This is a genomic window from Roseofilum acuticapitatum BLCC-M154, from assembly GCF_030068475.1.
Lineage (GTDB): Bacteria > Cyanobacteriota > Cyanobacteriia > Cyanobacteriales > Desertifilaceae > Roseofilum > Roseofilum acuticapitatum.
The window spans coordinates 1-15,375 of record NZ_JAQOSP010000126.1; the positions used below are offsets into that span (position 1 = coordinate 1).

Below are 15,375 nucleotides of genomic sequence, written 5' to 3' on the forward strand. Positions count from 1 at the left end.
CATGAAAATTTGTTAAGAAGCGGGCAAGATGCCCGCACTCCTCGAATTCTTTGATATGACTGGAGTGGGAGCATCTTGCTCCCTGGATTTTTAATTAGGGTATTTCCGCTTCGCGGACATGAATAAGCGAACTTGATATGAAGAAGCGGGCAAGATGCCCGCACTCCCGTTCATATCAAGGACAGTCAACCCACTTTGATCTTGAGGAGTGGGAGCGTCTTGCTCCCTAGCTCCTGAATTAGGGTTATTTTTGCGATTGGATATCAATTGGAATTTTGATAGCTATAACTAGAAACTTCATTACCTTGAGCGTCAAAGAGTTTTCCTGTACCGCCTTGATCGTTCCAGAGGGCGCTTTTGTGTTCAAAGCTAAATCCCCCAGACTGTTGGTTGATCTGATCCGTATATACCCGAAAGGTTTGACTAGAAGCTAAGGTCGTGCCTTCAGGAAAGATAAATTCCTTATTTCTACCGGACGAAACCACTTTCCACCCCGATAGATCGGCGCTCTTGTCACTATAGTTAGCGATCTCAATATACTCATCAGATTGAGACCCTTTGATCGCTCCTTTGTAACCAATTTCGGCGATCGCGACTTTAGCATCAGATGAATAAGAAATGCTAGAGATTTCGTTCCCTTGAGCATCAAAGAGTTTTCCTGTGCCGCCTTGATCGTTCCAGATAGCCGTTTTATGTTCAAAACTAAACCCCCCGGATGCTTGATTAATTTGATTGGTATACACCCGGCAAGTTTTACTGGGGTCTAAAGAAGTTCCTTCCGGAAAAATAAATTCTTCATTTGTACCGCATGACAGCACCTTAAAACCGGATAAATCAACACTTTTATCTCCATAATTTACGATCTCAATATATTCATCAGATTGAGATCCCTTGATCGATCCTTTGTACAGAATTTTGCTGAGTACGACTTCCATGGATTAAATACCTCATTTTTTTATTTTGGACAATGACTCACTCTGGGGGTAATGCCTCGATGGGGAGCCTAATTGGATTGAGTCTTGGTATTGTACCAAGAAAATTCTGCTACATCCGATCTAAATTTTAGGTTGTGCTGGGGGGACAATGCGGCGTTGGGATAGGTTGCGATCGATATTTTGCAGCAGTTTCAGGTCTTCTGGGGGTAGAGCGTAGGGGGTGAGGGGATACTGTTTGAGGAAGCAAAAGGCTTGTCGGAAGTCGTAACCGGTGGCGCGGATGGGGGCGTTAAAGTGACAGGGAATGAGGCGCTGAATGTCCCAACGGGCGACTTGTTCAGACCAGTTGAGGACTTCTTGGGGGGCGCGGTTGAGGATCAGGGTTTGCAGGATAGGAGCGACCCAGAGACGGTTTTGTAGGGGTTGAAAGGCCCGTTTCCATGTGGGTTTCCAGTTGAAGGGGAAGAGGCCGAAGTAGGCTTTTTTGGAGCGGTCTGGGGCGCTGATGGCTCTTTTAAGGACGGTTGACCATTGGGGGTTTTCGAGGACGCTGGGTTGGAAGTAGAGGGCGAATAGGCAAATGCGTTGCCATCCTTTGCGGCGGTTTTCTGGGGTGTCTTGGATGGGGTCTGAGGCGGTGTCTCTGGCATGGAAGAGGAGGGGATAGGGGTCAAATTGGGCGATCGCCGGTGGATCTTCAGAAAGGGAGATAATGGTATCGGTGACGCAGACTGTGCCGGTGGCTCGGTGGAGTAGGGCAACTTCTTCAAATTGTCCTGTGCCCAGGTCGATGGGGCCGAGTATATGGTAGTCAAAGTCGGCACTAAAGGGGGTTTGCTGACTGTTGGCGGGCAGAATGTGGGTGCGGTTTCCTGGTAACCCTAGCCAGGTGATGGGCAGGTTAAGGGGAAAACTCCATTGGTGGGGAGCAATAAAGACTTGGGCTTGGGGGAAACGACGGGCGAAGGGGCCGACAAAGATTTTATGTTCGAGTCCGGAGACGGTGGGCAGAATGATATATTGAACGTCTCCATGGAGGGCGACTAATTCTTGGACGAGTCGCACGCATTCGCGGGTCGGGGCAACGGGTGCATAGACGAGTAACCCCCCAGAGGAGAGTTTGATAACGGTCATGCGAATGGGAACGGCAACGTAGAGGATGCCTTGAAGTTGGTCAAATGTCCAGATGGTGTCTTTGACGACTTCTTGGCGTAGGGTGCGCCGTTGACCGTAGGGATAGAGGGGGAGGAGGGGCCAAAAGGGCCAAGATAGGTCACTCAAGGGTCAGTTGAACGTTTGGGATGGAACAGGAGCATTGTGCCCTCATCCCCCAACCCCTTCTCCCACGGGAGAAGGGGAGAATAAGTCTTTCTCCCGTGGGAGAGGGATATAGGGAGAGGGCATTTCCAGTTTGGATCTCATTGGAGAACACGGGTTATATTGTCTCATAGTTGGGCGCTCTGGGTTTAGGGGGTTGGACTTGGACTTGGGCTTGGGGTGGCTTGCTGAAGGGCTTGTTGTTGCTGAAGCAGTTGTTGTTGGGTTTGGGTGAGTTGGGTGGCTTGGTTTTGGGCTTGTTGGAGTTGTTGGGCGAGTTGCGCTCTGGCGGCATCTTGTCCTTGGTCGAGGGTTTGTTGCTGTTGGACGTAGTTTTTGAAGCTTTGCTGCTGTTGGTTGACTTGGTTTTGTAGGTTGGCGATCGCCTCTCCCACATTAACCTGATTGGCCCCCAGTCCGATCGTTAGTTGTCCGGTGGTTAGGGTGTGACTGCTCAGATGTCCAGATACTCCCACTTGACCGACTCCTGGGTTGATTTGTACGCCTCTGGTGCTATTGAGGCTCATACTTCCTGTGGATTGCAGAGTCATATTGTGCCGGGTATCATCGAGGATGTAGCGATGGCCGCCTCTGGTGTGAATTTCGATGCGCTGGTTGCGGTCATCAAAGCGGATTTTGTTTTGGCCGCTGGTGGTAATTTCTAGGGCGCGATCGCTATCATTCAGTTCTATCTCATGACCGCTACTACTGCGGAGATAAATGCCGTCACGACTGGCATATTGGTCTTCCTCCACAAATTGTAAGGTATGGCCGCTAGGGGTTTTGAAGGTTCTTAGGCGTACTTTTCCGCGATCGGAAATCGTCCGATTCACCGGTTCCGGCGGTTTATCCTGCCCATTCCACAACCCACCGATAATATAAGGCCGATGCACATCCCCATGTTCAAACGCCACCAACACCTCATCATTAATCTCCGGCAAACAATCAAACCCCCGATGTTTACCCCCTCCCACACTCACCACCCTCGCCCACTGACTCGCGTGGGAACTCCCATCTGCCTCCGGATTCAGCGTCGGAAACTTAACCCGTACCCGCCCCAAACCCTCCGGGTCTCGATTATGCGTCACAATCCCCACCATCAGCGTCTGTCCCGGCCGGAGGCGACTTTGGGGCGACAAAACATCAAAAATAGACCCCCCTCGCAATCCCCGTACACTAAACTCCGTTGTATAAACTCCCTGATAATACAGATGGCGAGTTTCCGTCACATAATATCTGCCACTGTAGCGCCCCATTCCCGTTAGCTCAATCACCTTACCCACCTGAATCAGAGGATTCCCATCTGCATGGGCATCCGCATAGATAAACTCCCCTCCTAACTCATCATAAATCGCTTGAGCCATGCGATCGGCCTCATCTGGACTCGACACCGGCTTATCCACCACAATCAACCGAGGAGACGGCAAATTAGAACCAAAATTATCCTCAATAAAACGGATACTGCTGTCATTATCATCACTCGTATCGATGATGCCCTCACCCTTACCTTCCACATTCGTGATTAAATTGTAGCGATCGACCTTAGCCACAATCGGCTTTTTATACCGATAATCCCAACTCCGCACCTCAACCGCATCCACCTTCTCCGAACTCGTCACTCGCACCCGAAAGCTCTCCACCTCCTTTAACCAAGTCAACTGTAAAACATCACTCTCCGTCGGTCTACGGAAATGCAACTTCCCATTCTGCACAAACAACTCAAACCCAATTCGCGCCGCCCTCTCCCGCAAAAACTCCATATTCGTCTGATTTTCCTGAAACACATAAGCATGAGTCTTCCCACTATCATCAACATGCCCCCCCTGTATCCCCATTTCTGTAGCAATTTTTCGCACAATATCGCTATCCGTATAATCCTGAAACGAGCGATTATACCGCCCCCGGTGCAAACGATGGGACAAATCATACCCTCGAATCACAATCGGCGCTTGAGTCGAACTCGTAAAATGGGTTTCCATCCCCGTAATCTCCCCATCAATCAACCAATCCTGATTCGCCGCCTCATTTTCCTCCGACGTACTCCCCACAAAACCAACCTTAACCCTCTTTCCAACTTGAATTAAACCATCATGTTGCCAAGTTTGTGTCTCATCATCCAACGGACTATACGGATTATTAATCACCAGCGTAAACATCCCCGGTAAATGCAAACTCTCCTCCACAGAAATTTGCAAAATATCCCGCATAAAGCTACTCATCTCCTCCTCAGTAGCCCCCTCAATCTCAACCATCGGAGTCGAAACAAACAGCGTTTCATCAGCCATAATCTTAATCCCCTAAAAACTTCAAACCATCAACCCGAACTAGAACCCTGTACAAAACTCTGACGTTCGCTAAACTTACGACTAGCCACCCCAAGATCAACCTCTTTCAAATTCAAAGTCACCACCGCCCGAACCGGCACACCATTCGGCCGAAACATATTCAAACTATAATCCAAAGACTCCACCATACAGCGTATATAAATCTTATCTCCCCAGATAAAATAAAACACAGGAGGTCGTCTTAACTCAATGGACTGCTTAGAAAGATTTTCAGACCCATATTCCTCCAAACCATACACATCAACACCACTAAACGATTTCGTAAACGAAGACACCATAGAATCCCCCAGCGAAACCGCCAACGTCCGTTCCTGATAAGTCTTACCATTAACAGTTTGTTTTTCAAACGGATCTTTAAACGAACTAAAATCCACCGCATCCAAAAGCGGTTGAATTTCGCTTAAAACATTGTCTCCCGACTCATAAGTATCAAAAATCAAATTAGACAACGTAAGTTTGTAGGGTTCCACAAATCCAAAATTCACTTTAGGCAAGCCCCGTTCCGTCCTTGCCCCTTGCATATCCTCAATCTTCACACTCCGATTAAACCGCAATTCCTCTGGATTAAACATGAAGCGAATAATACTACTAGCTTCCCCATCCCTGGGAATCAACGCCGCCTTAACTAACCGTACATCCCCTTGCAGAAACTGCTGTTGATAGAGTTGGAGTGCTGCTTTTTGTTTTTCAGCCTCAACGATATCATAAACATCCTCTCGTTCTTCATCAACCTCAATAGCTTGCTCCATCATCAGCAAATCTGCACCCGTCAGCACCGCACCCTTAGTCGCCGACTTTAACGCATCTGAAAGTGCCATTTTCCTCGCTCCTTAATCCTTAATCCTTCCCATTTAACCAAATCACCAAGGCAAACGACCAGAGTAAAAAGACCCATATCGCTCCTGCTCAATCGCCAATCGTTCACAAATCAACCCATAAACCTCCCTAGCCAAAAACTCCACCACATCCGTTTTATCCTCCTCCTGTTCCTCCTCCTCCTCCTGTTCCGTAACCTTCTTTGAATATTCATAAAGTTCTGTTTCATCCTTACTAATAGGCTTCACCTCACTAGCCTTACGCCGAGAAATTCTTTCCTTCAACTCACTTCGACTCTTTAAAGACTCCTGAATCAACCGCTCCAAATTTCGAGGCTGATTCGTCAAATCACTACTAGAAACTTGTCCCTTCGCACCAATAGAAATCCCCGCAGGCAAAAAACCAGCCTGTTTAACATTCAGTCCTTTCTTCCTTCTACCCAAAATCCCCCCATCCCTCATCAAACCCTTTCCACCATCATCCCAACGACCTTGCAGCACATCCTTAGATTTAGACAAGTAATTCAACCCATCCCCTTTAGGAGTTAACATACTATCAAAACCGGTTTCTTCTACTCTTCTTTGCACCAGTTCAGAAGTGATTCCTGATTCACTAATATTCTGAGTTGCTGAAATCTCACCAGAAGCATTTTCTGCTACTGTTCTTTGCAAAGGTTCAGAAGTAATTCCTGATTCAGTAATGTTCTCTGTTGCTGAAATATCACCAAGAGCATTTTCTTCTACTAATCTTTGTACCGGTTCAGAAGTAATTCCTGATGGACTTATGTTTTCGGTTTCTGAAGTTTCACCAAGAGCATTTTCTTCTGCTGTTCTTTGTAAAGGTTCAGAAGTAATTCCTGATGGACTCATGTTCTCTGTTGCTGAAGTTTCACCGGGAGCATTTTCTTCTGCTGTTCTTTGTAAAGGTTCAGAAGTAATTCCTGATGGACTTAGGTTTTCGGTTTCTGAAGTTTCACCGGGAGCATTTTCTTCTGCTGTTCTTTGCACAGGTGTAGAAACGGTTGTGGATTCAGTAATGTTTTCTGTTGCTGAAATCTCACTAACAGCATTTTCTTCTACTAATCTTTGTACCGGTTCAGAAGTAATTCCTGATGGACTCATGTTCTCTGTTGCTGAAGTTTCACCAAGAGCATTTTCTTCTGCTGTTCTTTGTAAAGGTGTAGAAACGGTTGTGGATTCAGTAATTTTTTCTGTTGCTGAAATCTCACCAAGAGCATTTTCTTCTGCTGTTCTTTGTAAAGGTTCAGAATTAATTCTTGATTCAGTAATGTTCTCTGTTGCTGAAATATCACCAAGAGCATTTTCTTCTACTAATCTTTGCAAGGGTTCAGAAGTAATTCCTGATTCAGTAATGTTCTCGGTTGCTGAAGTTTCACCAAGAGCATTTTCTTCTGCTGTTCTTTGCAAAGGTGTAGAAATGGTTGTGGATTCAGTAATGTTTTCAGTTGCTGCAATCTCACTAACAGCATTTTCTTCTAATAATCTTTGTAAAGGTTCAGAAGTAATTCCTGATGGACTCATGTTTTCTGTTGCTGCAATTTCAGCAGAAGCATTTTCTGCTAATCTTTGCAAGGGTTCAGAAGTAATTCCTGATTCAGTAATGTTCTCGGTTGCTGCAATTTCACCAGAAGCATTTTCTTCTGCTGTTCTTTGCAAGGGTGTAGAAACAGTTGTAGATTCAGTAATGTTCTCGCTTGCTGAAGTTTCACCGGGAGTATTTTCTGCTGCTAATCTTTGCACCGGTGTAGAAACGGTTTCAGATTTTTTTGTTTGTATGGAGTCAGAAGTGGGGAGTTCTGAGTCTACTGGGGACGGGGATGTTGGGTGTGGTGTTTCTCCAATGAGTTCTTCTATGCTAGACCATTGTTCTGGAACTTTTGAGTCAAAGTTTTGATGGGTTTGAATTAGTGGAGTTTTAGGGGGTTTAGGGAGGGATTTACGAGATAGGGTGAAGTTTTGATTTAAAGGTTTTATTGTGGTTAAAATGTGTTTTTTTTGAATGTTTTTTTTGGGGGGGAGGGTTGGGTTGATTTGAGAGGAGGGAGATTTTGGAGGATTGGTGGATTGAGTTTGAGGTTGAATGATCGGTTGTTGGGTTAATGGGGGTTGATCTTCGAGAGTGGGATTGAGATCGGATTGAGGGTCTGTTGGGTTTGAGGGTTGGGGATTTTGAGGGTTGGAGGAGGTGATAATAGAACGAAATAGTTGTGTTTTTTGACCCGTATTTTTTGATATTCGATGGGAGAATTTATTGGGATTAATTTTGTTTTTGTTAGGGGCTGATTTAGGTTGGATGGTGGGTTGAGAGGAGGTGTCGTAGTCGGGGAATGTGTGTTGTTGAAGGTCTGGGTTTTCAGGTGAGGTATGGGGGTTGAGTTGAGGGGGGGATTCTATTGGGTTTGGTGAGGGGTCTTGAGGGAGGGGTGAGGGTTGAATGGGTGGGGGGGTTGAGGAGGTGGGTTGAGCAGGATGGGGGGGTTGGGAGGTTAGGGGTTGATGATGAGTTAGGGGGGATTTTTGTAGTTGCCGATCGCCTAATCCCTCCCTAAACCCATCCGTAAATCCACTACCCCATCCATTGTCTACGAGTAGTCCCTGAATCATTGAGCCATGCAAGAAACTGATGGTTTTGGCTCCCAGGGGTTGGATGAATTTGGGGCTGATAAAGGTTTGACCTAACGGATGATGGGCGGCTAAGGGGGATTGTACGCCTAATGGTATGTCGGGTAAGGGTTCTGAGGTGATGTCTTCTGTCATGGTGAACTCTGTCGGTGTTCAGTGGAGCAGGGCTGGATGTTAGGGGTTGAGTTAGAATCACCGCCTCAACCGTGAGAATGAGTTGTTAACATTACGTTGCCCGTTTTGAGGGCTTTGCCTTTGGGTGTTGGTTGTAGGGGATGGACTCGATCACCTGTTCTGAGTTTTCTGAAGCTGTATACTCTGTTTCTGGGGTTGGTTAGGCAAGATTAGCTCGATCCCTTCATAGGCGAGGGTGAGTTCTTCGATCGCCACGGAAGAGCTGTCTGCTTGCAGTGCAGGCGCTTTCCAACTCACGGGTATCGCCTCCAGTAATGACCACTGTAACTGGGTTTCACCGGCTTGGTTGAACATGAGAATATTCAGGTTATAGCGGGTTTTAGGGTAGCTACTGAGGGTTTCGGAGAGCCAATTCCAGAAGGTTAAATCGTTGGTCATTCCCCGCTTGAGAGTGACATCATCAAATTCTGCATGACCCACTAAAATATGTTGTTGATCGTTGAGTCCTCCTTCGAGTAAGGTTTCCTTTTTCATATTCACGCCAAACCCGGAACATTCACTAAAAGACGCTTTAATTTCGCTGCCAATTTCTACATAAAAGCGATTGGTCAGAATGTAGTTAGCTCGATGTTGGGTATAGGGATTAGGTTGGTTCATGACAAGCGTCCTTTATACGATCCTTTTCGTTGTTTTTGCTGGTGTAAATCTTCGACTAATAAGGCATAAACCCGATCCGCTAATTGTTGGACTTTTAAGGGATCGTCTTTAATCTCTTGAGCCACTTTTTGCAGTGCCTCAAAATTGATGGAATCGGTGGGTCGGCGACGGGTTTGGAATGGGGGCGGAATGCTGAACCCAGCAGCTTTGTGGGGATCGCCGATGGGTTCCCAGGAGCTATGGGGCTGATAGTCATTGGTCATGGTTTGAGATTTAAGGGGATGAGTCCGGTTTTTGCTAATAGATTTTGCATTTCTTCCGTTTGCAGAAGTTCAGCAAATTTTTGCCCGACTGGAGGACGGCTATTATCACGAGCATAAACGACGGTGAGGGGATAGGCCAAGGGATATTCGCCGGTTTGAAACAATTCTACATGGGGAAAATAACTGCCTTTATCGTTACAGAGGTCAGTTCCAGGATTGAGGGGTTGAGTGTTGTTTTGAATTAGGGGTTGAACGGCGGTTTTATTCTGAGTAGAAATAGCTAGGGGATAAACGGAACATTGACCAAAAACTTGGGCGATCGCCCCAAACCCGATCGCACCAATTTCCCGTTCCTCAAAGTCAGCCAATACCGTCCGCAATAGCTCAAAAATCGGTAGCACGGCGATCGCCTCCTCCGAAGGCGTAACCACCAAAGCATCGGGGTTGGGGGCTTGCGGTAACCCCTGACGAAAGGCGGCGATCGCCCCCGGATCTTGCAAGACTTGTTCCTCAAAAATACGGATCAGTTCGGGATTGTCGGGCACATACAACTTCACCGGCAAATCCGGGCCGCCCAACTCCTGCCAATTGCTCAATTCCCCCGTATACAAGCGTCTCACCTGATCCAAACTCAACTGCCCGTTCAACGTTCGGGGGAGAGAATTCTGGCGAAACTCGTAACTAAACGGGACAAAAATCACCAACCCATCATAGGCGATCCGCTCGGCTTCTAAATCCGGTTCATTGATCGCCGAAGCAATCGCAAAATCAGCCCGATCGCCCCGCACAGCCGCGATCGCCTCCTCCAAAGACTCCACCGGCTCATACACCAGCTCCAGCTTAGGAATGCGCCGCCCTAACTCCCCATCCAAACGCCGTCCCAACGCCACCAAATTCCGTTGTTGCAGCACATAATTCCAAATCCCATTCCCCACCGCAGTATACTCAAACCGTCCCTGGGGAACGGCTGCCACATCCTCCACACAACAAACCCTCGGATTTTGTGCCGTTGCTCGGTCATTAGAGCGCCGCAAAAACCACCAGCCTAAACCACTCCCCAAACCCAAAAAAAGTAGCAGCCACAGCAACCACCACCAGCGACGTTTGCGCTTAACAACCTCCTCTTCTTCTTCCAGTTCAGTTGACTCCATCCACTCTAAAGATCGAGACAACTGGGGCAAAGATTGGCGAGCCACTTCTGCGCTAGGAAATGGCGTATCAATCTCCAATAAACGCCAAATAAACTGTTGAAGTTTAGGATCGACCTCCGGCCAACTCTGGGGCAGCTTGGGATTTAAGCTTTTCTCTCCTTCCAGCAACCAAGTACCCGTGAGTAAGGCAAAACTCACTTGCCCCAAATCTCGTAAATCTTGGCTTAATGTCGGTCGTTTTACCGTCATTGTCGGTGGAAAAAATCGGTCTTCCCACAACCACAAATCCGACAAATAAATTAAGAATTGGGGAAACTCAAAAAACTGCTGTTCTTGGGGCAAAATCAGCAGACTATCTAAACTTAAATTACCATGGGACAATCCCCCTTGAATTTGGCTGGAGGGTAAGCGATATTTTTGTCCATGCAACGACTCTAAACTTTGCAAAACCTGATTCAAGAAATGCAAGATTTCCCACTGATCCATGGCTCCCTTTTGTTGCAAATAAACCCTCAACGTCGGGTATAAACTTGCCAAACCCTCGGTGACTACATAACAGCGCTCCTCATGGCGATCGGCGATCGCATCCCCAGAACTCAACACCCGAAAATCCTGGGCCCGACCATCCGCCAAAACTGCCCCGGCCACATTCTCGAAATTATCCTTATAATTCTGGGCTTCCTGAGTATTAAAATAGCGCTTCGGTAACAAATACTCCTTGATCGCTACCGGCGCACCATTCACCACTTGCACCCCTTTATACAGCCGTCCCATGCCCCGACTGCCCAGAAACTCCGTCACCCGATACCGCCCCCGATGGCCGATAATCTCCGCTTTCGGGCGCAAAATCCCCGGAAACCCACATCTCAGACAAACCTTCGTCTCCCCATCCGCTTCCATACTCTGCCGGGGCTGATCGCATCCCAAGGGATCGCCCCAAACACATCGATACTCCGTATAAACCCAGTCTCTACGCGACCCCACCACCGGAGCAGTAACCGTTTCTACCGCTTCTACCTCTGGGGCGGCTTCCTCCTCTTCCTCCCGTTCTCGACGCAACAGATCCAGCACATCCTGCTGAATAAACGGCAGCAATTGAATCATCCAAAAAGGAAAGAAACGATACAGCCGGTAAATGAAGCCTCCCCGCAAGAAAGCCGCCCGACTCTGGGCCCTAGCCCGTCCTCTCTGTTCAATCTGCTCTAAAGTTCGTCGCCCAAAGGGGCGCTTATTGCGTCGTTGTGCCATCTGAAGTCAACAATTCCTGCTATTCAACCCTTGCAATACGCCAATGCTCGTCTTATCTCGGAGTTCACCGTCGGTCAAGTCTAGCTCAAAATCGCCCAAAATCATGCCATAGTTAGCTTTTGTTAAGAATTCAGCCATTTCCCTTAGACTCGCTTTTGTTTTACAAATCTTTATAACTTTCTTGACCTTTGCATATGACTCTAAAGCCTTGAGTAAAGAGCGCTTCACCTGTTTTGTCCTGGCAATTTGGAAAAACCTATGAACTAAGTTTGCCGTGACACAGCTAAAAATGTGCATTAGCGTAGGGTGGGTTAGGCGGCTAAAACCTAGACTCTGACAGAAATCTATCAATCCGCCGTAACCCACCATTTTAGGGTTGTCACGGCACTAGATGTTGGTGAACCCATAACCTTCCTGTTCATGTCGCGCAGTGAAACCCGCCCTTCTATAGATGCTTTTCCATATAATCTCGCAATAAACGGTTAATCTGAGTTTGATACTCTTGCTCTTGAGATTGAAGCCATTCTAAAATATCTTTATCTATCGATAATATCACTGTAAATTGCTCCCGTGAGTCCGACGATTTTTTACGAACTACAGCTTTAGCAAATAGTTCTGGGGTCAGTTCAGGACAATCAGAAAAATCAATCTCGTCATCGGTCATCCTATCTAGCCGTTGCCAGTCAGTTTGAGAGTTGCTGGAAATAACTTTGTTCTTCATATTTTGTTGCTTTTCTTGCCGATATAATACGAGTATAGTCTTCTCGTTCTGTATGGACAATCACCACTACTCTTGATTGTAACAAACCCAGGGTAATAAACCTTTGTTCTCCATAATCAAATCGGTCATCCTCAACCGTTATAATATCTCCATCAAAAACCCTAGGAACATCTATAAAGTCAATTCCATGTTTGCGGAGGTTAGCTAGACGTTTAGCTTCATCCCACTCGAATTCCATGATGCTTGCCGATCGGTATTGTAAGTCAAGAGTGATAGCAGGTTTGTATTGAGCTACGATCGCACAATCAGCAGTCAGTGTCAACGCAGTTAAGGAGCTGTGAGGCAAGAGCAGGATGGCGGATAGGGCGATCGCTGCTATCATGCAGATAAACGATATTCTACCCAGGATTGCCGCACTGAGGTTAAACCGATGGCACTTAAGCAAGAGTTACAGGAAAAACGAGCAGAAATCTTAGCCATTGCCGAACAACACGGAGCGTTTAACGTGCGAATTTTTGGCTCCGTAGCGCGAGGAGAAGAACGAGAAGATAGTGATATTGATTTTCTAGTTGATATGGAGATTAACCGCAGTTTATTAGATCGGATTGGTTTAATGCAAGACTTGGAAGATCTATTAGGGCGAAAAATTGATGTAGCAACGGTTAAAGGCTTACGGGACTATTTTCGAGAACGAATTGTAAATCAGGCTATTCCTCTATGACAGATGATAAAATCTATTTACAGGATATCCGCGATCGCATTGCTCGTATTGAAGCCTATACTCAAGGAGGAAAAGCAGATTTTTTAGAATCGATTTTAATTCAAGATGGCGTAATTCGTAGTTTTGAAGTAATTGGAGAAGCTGTAAAACGCCTTTCTCCAGAACTGAGACAAAAGTATCCAGAAATTCCTTGGCGGAGAATAGCAGGACTTCGAGATGTCCTCATTCATGACTATACTGGTATCAACTTAGATGAAGTTTGGAATGTAGTTGAAGGCAAATTACCAGAATTAAAACCTCAAATTCTAAACATTCTATCAGATATAGAACATGAGAGGTGAAGGGGTACAACGACGAATTCCTGCTATTCAACCCTGGCGATCGCCTCCGATATAGAACTCCCCTCCAATACCGCCACGATCGCCGGTAAGTATCGATCCATAATGGTCACATTAGCATACACTAGCGATCGCACCAAAGCCACCGTCAGGCGATCGCCCTCCACATCAATGCTCGTCTTATATCGCAGTTCACCATCCGTGAAGTCTAGCTCAAAATTGCCCAAAATCATGCCATAGTTAGCTTGAGTTAACAATTCAGCCATCAACCGGCGATCGCCTTCTGGAACCGCAACCGGAAAGAGAGAATAAAACAGAAACTGCTTATCCCCTTCATGAATGCGAGCATAACAGCGCCAACGACCCTTTTCTCCCTGAAACGCTAACTGTAAACGTCCCGGCTCAACCTGTATAAATTCCCAATCATCCTGCTCAAAAAAATCTCGCACCACCGCCTCTAAAGAAGTCTCCTCTTCCTCCTCTGTCCACTCCTCCAACTGCCGCATGAATCCAGCAAATCCCCCCTCTTCCATCTGGGAAAATTCTGTTTCTAAACCCTCTTGAACCGTATTAAACAGCGTTTCCAGCGCTTGCGCTCCCATCTGAACCGCTTGCGTCAATTGGGTTAAATTCGCCCGTTGCCAAAACGTATCATAACCAACTCGCTCCCCCTCAACCTCTTGATAAACAGACAGCGCCAACCATCGCTCAGACTGTAACACTTCTGGAGTTAAGATCGCCCGTAAATGATCAGGAATAGGATCGGGCACTCGATCCGGTTGTAACATCAGATCCAAGTATAGGGGGCGATCGCTCAGAAACGCCCCAACCATTTCCCCCCGCCAGCGTTTCTCCAAATTAAACTGATTATTGTCCTCAATTTGTGCATAACTGGCCCCATCCACCTCCACCCTTAACCGCACTTCCTGTAACTCATCCTCCAACTTCACCTGAAGGTTTACCCCTTGCACCCGCAAAGGAGCCTCATGTTGAGCATCAAAAATAATCTCTTCATTCAATTCTAAAGTGCGATCGGTCATAGCCATTCCTCTCCATTGATCCGCCGATCAACTCACCCTTACTCACAGTAATATTGATATTGTAAATGGATACGAGGGTGCAGCAATCTTTGTACCGGTTCCCCATCCTGAAGATGGGATTCAACAATCTCAGACACATTTTCAGGTTTTACCCGACAATACCAAATTTCATCCGGTAAAACCCGCACCGTTGGCCCCAGATTACACTGACCTTGACATCCTACCCCCTCAACTTTAACCCTTTCACCCGCATAAGTTTCAAACGCAGCTAAAACCTCAGCCGCACCTTGCCGACAACAGGACTCATGTTGACAAACCCAAACATACTGAATTTTGACTTCTTCTGGAAAATTTTCCGCATCTAAACTCATTACCCATTACCCATAACCCACACCTTTAGTGATGAATATCCAACGACAAAACATATTGACCTAAATTTAGACGTTCGCACCACAACTCATACTCAATCCTCAAATGTTCCGGTTGCGAATACCCTGTTAAAATCAGACTGCGCGTAAAATTCCGAAGGCGCATCTGTCCCACTTCATTCGCCGACTCTCCAGAGAGCCAATATCGAGATAATCCATACATCCCCTGTTCCCAGAAATGGCGATAACTCAATTTCCCATTGCCCTGCATCGTCATTACCACCCGATGGGCCGAAATCTCCAACCATAATAATCTCGGCGGCCCCGCTAAGGGAATGGTCGGGTTAATTTCCGGGTTACGGTCATAGAGTCCCGGTTCATTGAGCAACAGATGAAAACGGTCTCGATCCTTACGGTATAACGTAGCGGCAGTTTCCACAAAAGAATAAATGGGCAGATCCGTAGAGGAAAAACACAGACTAACGGGTTTGCGGTGGTTTTTAAGCATATCTAATGAAGAGAGAACAATAATGGACAGTTGACACTCCTCGACCTAAAGGTACGAGGATTCTTTAAAAGGAGATATCCACCGTTGGACATTGCTCGAACCACAACTCCCAATACCGTTTTTAGTCGAATACCAGTGTTGCGCGATAGGGGATGCCAATTCCCACTACT

General features: G+C 46.7%; 16 protein-coding genes. 2 read left to right on the forward strand and 14 right to left on the reverse strand.

What is annotated here, in order from left to right; all coding sequences use genetic code 11:
* Nucleotides 1–263: 263 nt before the first annotated feature.
* The 11 genes from PMG71_RS20115 to PMG71_RS20165 all read right to left on the reverse strand — a co-directional run bounded on the left by PMG71_RS20115 (nucleotide 264) and on the right by PMG71_RS20165 (nucleotide 12,468).
* Nucleotides 264–935, reverse strand: coding sequence for a lamin tail domain-containing protein (locus PMG71_RS20115; RefSeq protein ID WP_283755512.1), 672 nt, complete (start codon nucleotides 933–935; stop codon nucleotides 264–266).
* Between the two features lie 120 nt (nucleotides 936–1,055).
* Complete coding sequence (locus PMG71_RS20120; protein WP_283755513.1) at nucleotides 1,056–2,216, reverse strand: DUF4336 domain-containing protein; 1,161 nt, start codon at nucleotides 2,214–2,216, stop codon at nucleotides 1,056–1,058.
* Nucleotides 2,217–2,401: 185 nt separating this feature from the next.
* The gene (locus PMG71_RS20125) at nucleotides 2,402–4,537 is read right to left on the reverse strand and encodes a VgrG-related protein (RefSeq protein WP_283755514.1); all 2,136 of its coding nucleotides are present in this window, start codon (nucleotides 4,535–4,537) and stop codon (nucleotides 2,402–2,404) included.
* Between the two features lie 29 nt (nucleotides 4,538–4,566).
* Nucleotides 4,567–5,415, reverse strand: coding sequence for a CIS tube protein (locus tag PMG71_RS20130; protein WP_283755515.1), 849 nt, complete (start codon nucleotides 5,413–5,415; stop codon nucleotides 4,567–4,569).
* Nucleotides 5,416–5,457: 42 nt separating this feature from the next.
* On the reverse strand, nucleotides 5,458–8,190 hold the full coding sequence (locus PMG71_RS20135) for a hypothetical protein (RefSeq protein ID WP_283755516.1): 2,733 nt from the start codon (nucleotides 8,188–8,190) through the stop codon (nucleotides 5,458–5,460).
* A gap of 150 nt (nucleotides 8,191–8,340) precedes the next feature.
* The gene (locus PMG71_RS20140) at nucleotides 8,341–8,847 is read right to left on the reverse strand and encodes a phage tail protein (protein ID WP_283755517.1); all 507 of its coding nucleotides are present in this window, start codon (nucleotides 8,845–8,847) and stop codon (nucleotides 8,341–8,343) included.
* Nucleotides 8,844–9,110 (reverse strand): hypothetical protein, encoded by a 267-nt coding sequence (locus tag PMG71_RS20145; RefSeq protein WP_283755518.1) that lies wholly within the window; start codon nucleotides 9,108–9,110, stop codon nucleotides 8,844–8,846. The genes PMG71_RS20140 and PMG71_RS20145 overlap by 4 nt, the downstream gene beginning before the upstream one ends.
* Nucleotides 9,107–11,509: a substrate-binding domain-containing protein gene (locus tag PMG71_RS20150; RefSeq protein ID WP_283755519.1), complete on the reverse strand. Its 2,403-nt coding sequence runs from the start codon at nucleotides 11,507–11,509 to the stop codon at nucleotides 9,107–9,109. Before PMG71_RS20150 ends, PMG71_RS20145 begins: the two co-directional genes overlap by 4 nt.
* Before the next feature lie 6 nt (nucleotides 11,510–11,515).
* Nucleotides 11,516–11,647 carry a hypothetical protein gene (locus PMG71_RS20155; RefSeq protein WP_283755520.1) on the reverse strand — a complete coding sequence of 44 codons (132 nt, stop codon included), beginning with the start codon at nucleotides 11,645–11,647 and terminating at the stop codon, nucleotides 11,516–11,518.
* A 307-nt stretch (nucleotides 11,648–11,954) separates the two neighbouring features.
* Nucleotides 11,955–12,230 carry a BrnA antitoxin family protein gene (locus PMG71_RS20160; RefSeq protein ID WP_283755521.1) on the reverse strand — a complete coding sequence of 92 codons (276 nt, stop codon included), beginning with the start codon at nucleotides 12,228–12,230 and terminating at the stop codon, nucleotides 11,955–11,957.
* Nucleotides 12,193–12,468 carry a BrnT family toxin gene (locus PMG71_RS20165; RefSeq protein ID WP_347179351.1) on the reverse strand — a complete coding sequence of 92 codons (276 nt, stop codon included), beginning with the start codon at nucleotides 12,466–12,468 and terminating at the stop codon, nucleotides 12,193–12,195. The genes PMG71_RS20160 and PMG71_RS20165 overlap by 38 nt, the downstream gene beginning before the upstream one ends.
* A 192-nt stretch (nucleotides 12,469–12,660) precedes the next feature.
* Here PMG71_RS20165 and PMG71_RS20170 point away from each other — a divergent pair, with 192 nt between their 5' ends.
* Nucleotides 12,661–12,951 (forward strand): nucleotidyltransferase family protein, encoded by a 291-nt coding sequence (locus tag PMG71_RS20170; RefSeq protein WP_283755523.1) that lies wholly within the window; start codon nucleotides 12,661–12,663, stop codon nucleotides 12,949–12,951.
* On the forward strand, nucleotides 12,948–13,292 hold the full coding sequence (locus tag PMG71_RS20175) for a HepT-like ribonuclease domain-containing protein (protein ID WP_283755524.1): 345 nt from the start codon (nucleotides 12,948–12,950) through the stop codon (nucleotides 13,290–13,292). Before PMG71_RS20170 ends, PMG71_RS20175 begins: the two co-directional genes overlap by 4 nt.
* A gap of 23 nt (nucleotides 13,293–13,315) precedes the next feature.
* Here PMG71_RS20175 and PMG71_RS20180 read toward each other — a convergent pair whose 3' ends face one another.
* The 3 genes from PMG71_RS20180 to PMG71_RS20190 are packed head-to-tail and all read right to left on the reverse strand — an operon-like array spanning nucleotide 13,316 to nucleotide 15,205.
* Entirely contained in the window at nucleotides 13,316–14,329 is a 1,014-nt protein-coding gene (locus tag PMG71_RS20180) for a type III secretion system chaperone family protein (RefSeq protein ID WP_283755525.1), read from the reverse strand.
* Nucleotides 14,330–14,367: 38 nt separating this feature from the next.
* A complete protein-coding gene (locus PMG71_RS20185) occupies nucleotides 14,368–14,700 on the reverse strand; it encodes a (2Fe-2S) ferredoxin domain-containing protein (protein WP_283755526.1) in 333 nt (110 codons plus the stop codon).
* Between the two features lie 25 nt (nucleotides 14,701–14,725).
* The gene (locus PMG71_RS20190; protein ID WP_283755527.1) at nucleotides 14,726–15,205 is read right to left on the reverse strand and encodes a hypothetical protein; all 480 of its coding nucleotides are present in this window, start codon (nucleotides 15,203–15,205) and stop codon (nucleotides 14,726–14,728) included.
* Nucleotides 15,206–15,375 lie beyond the last annotated feature (170 nt).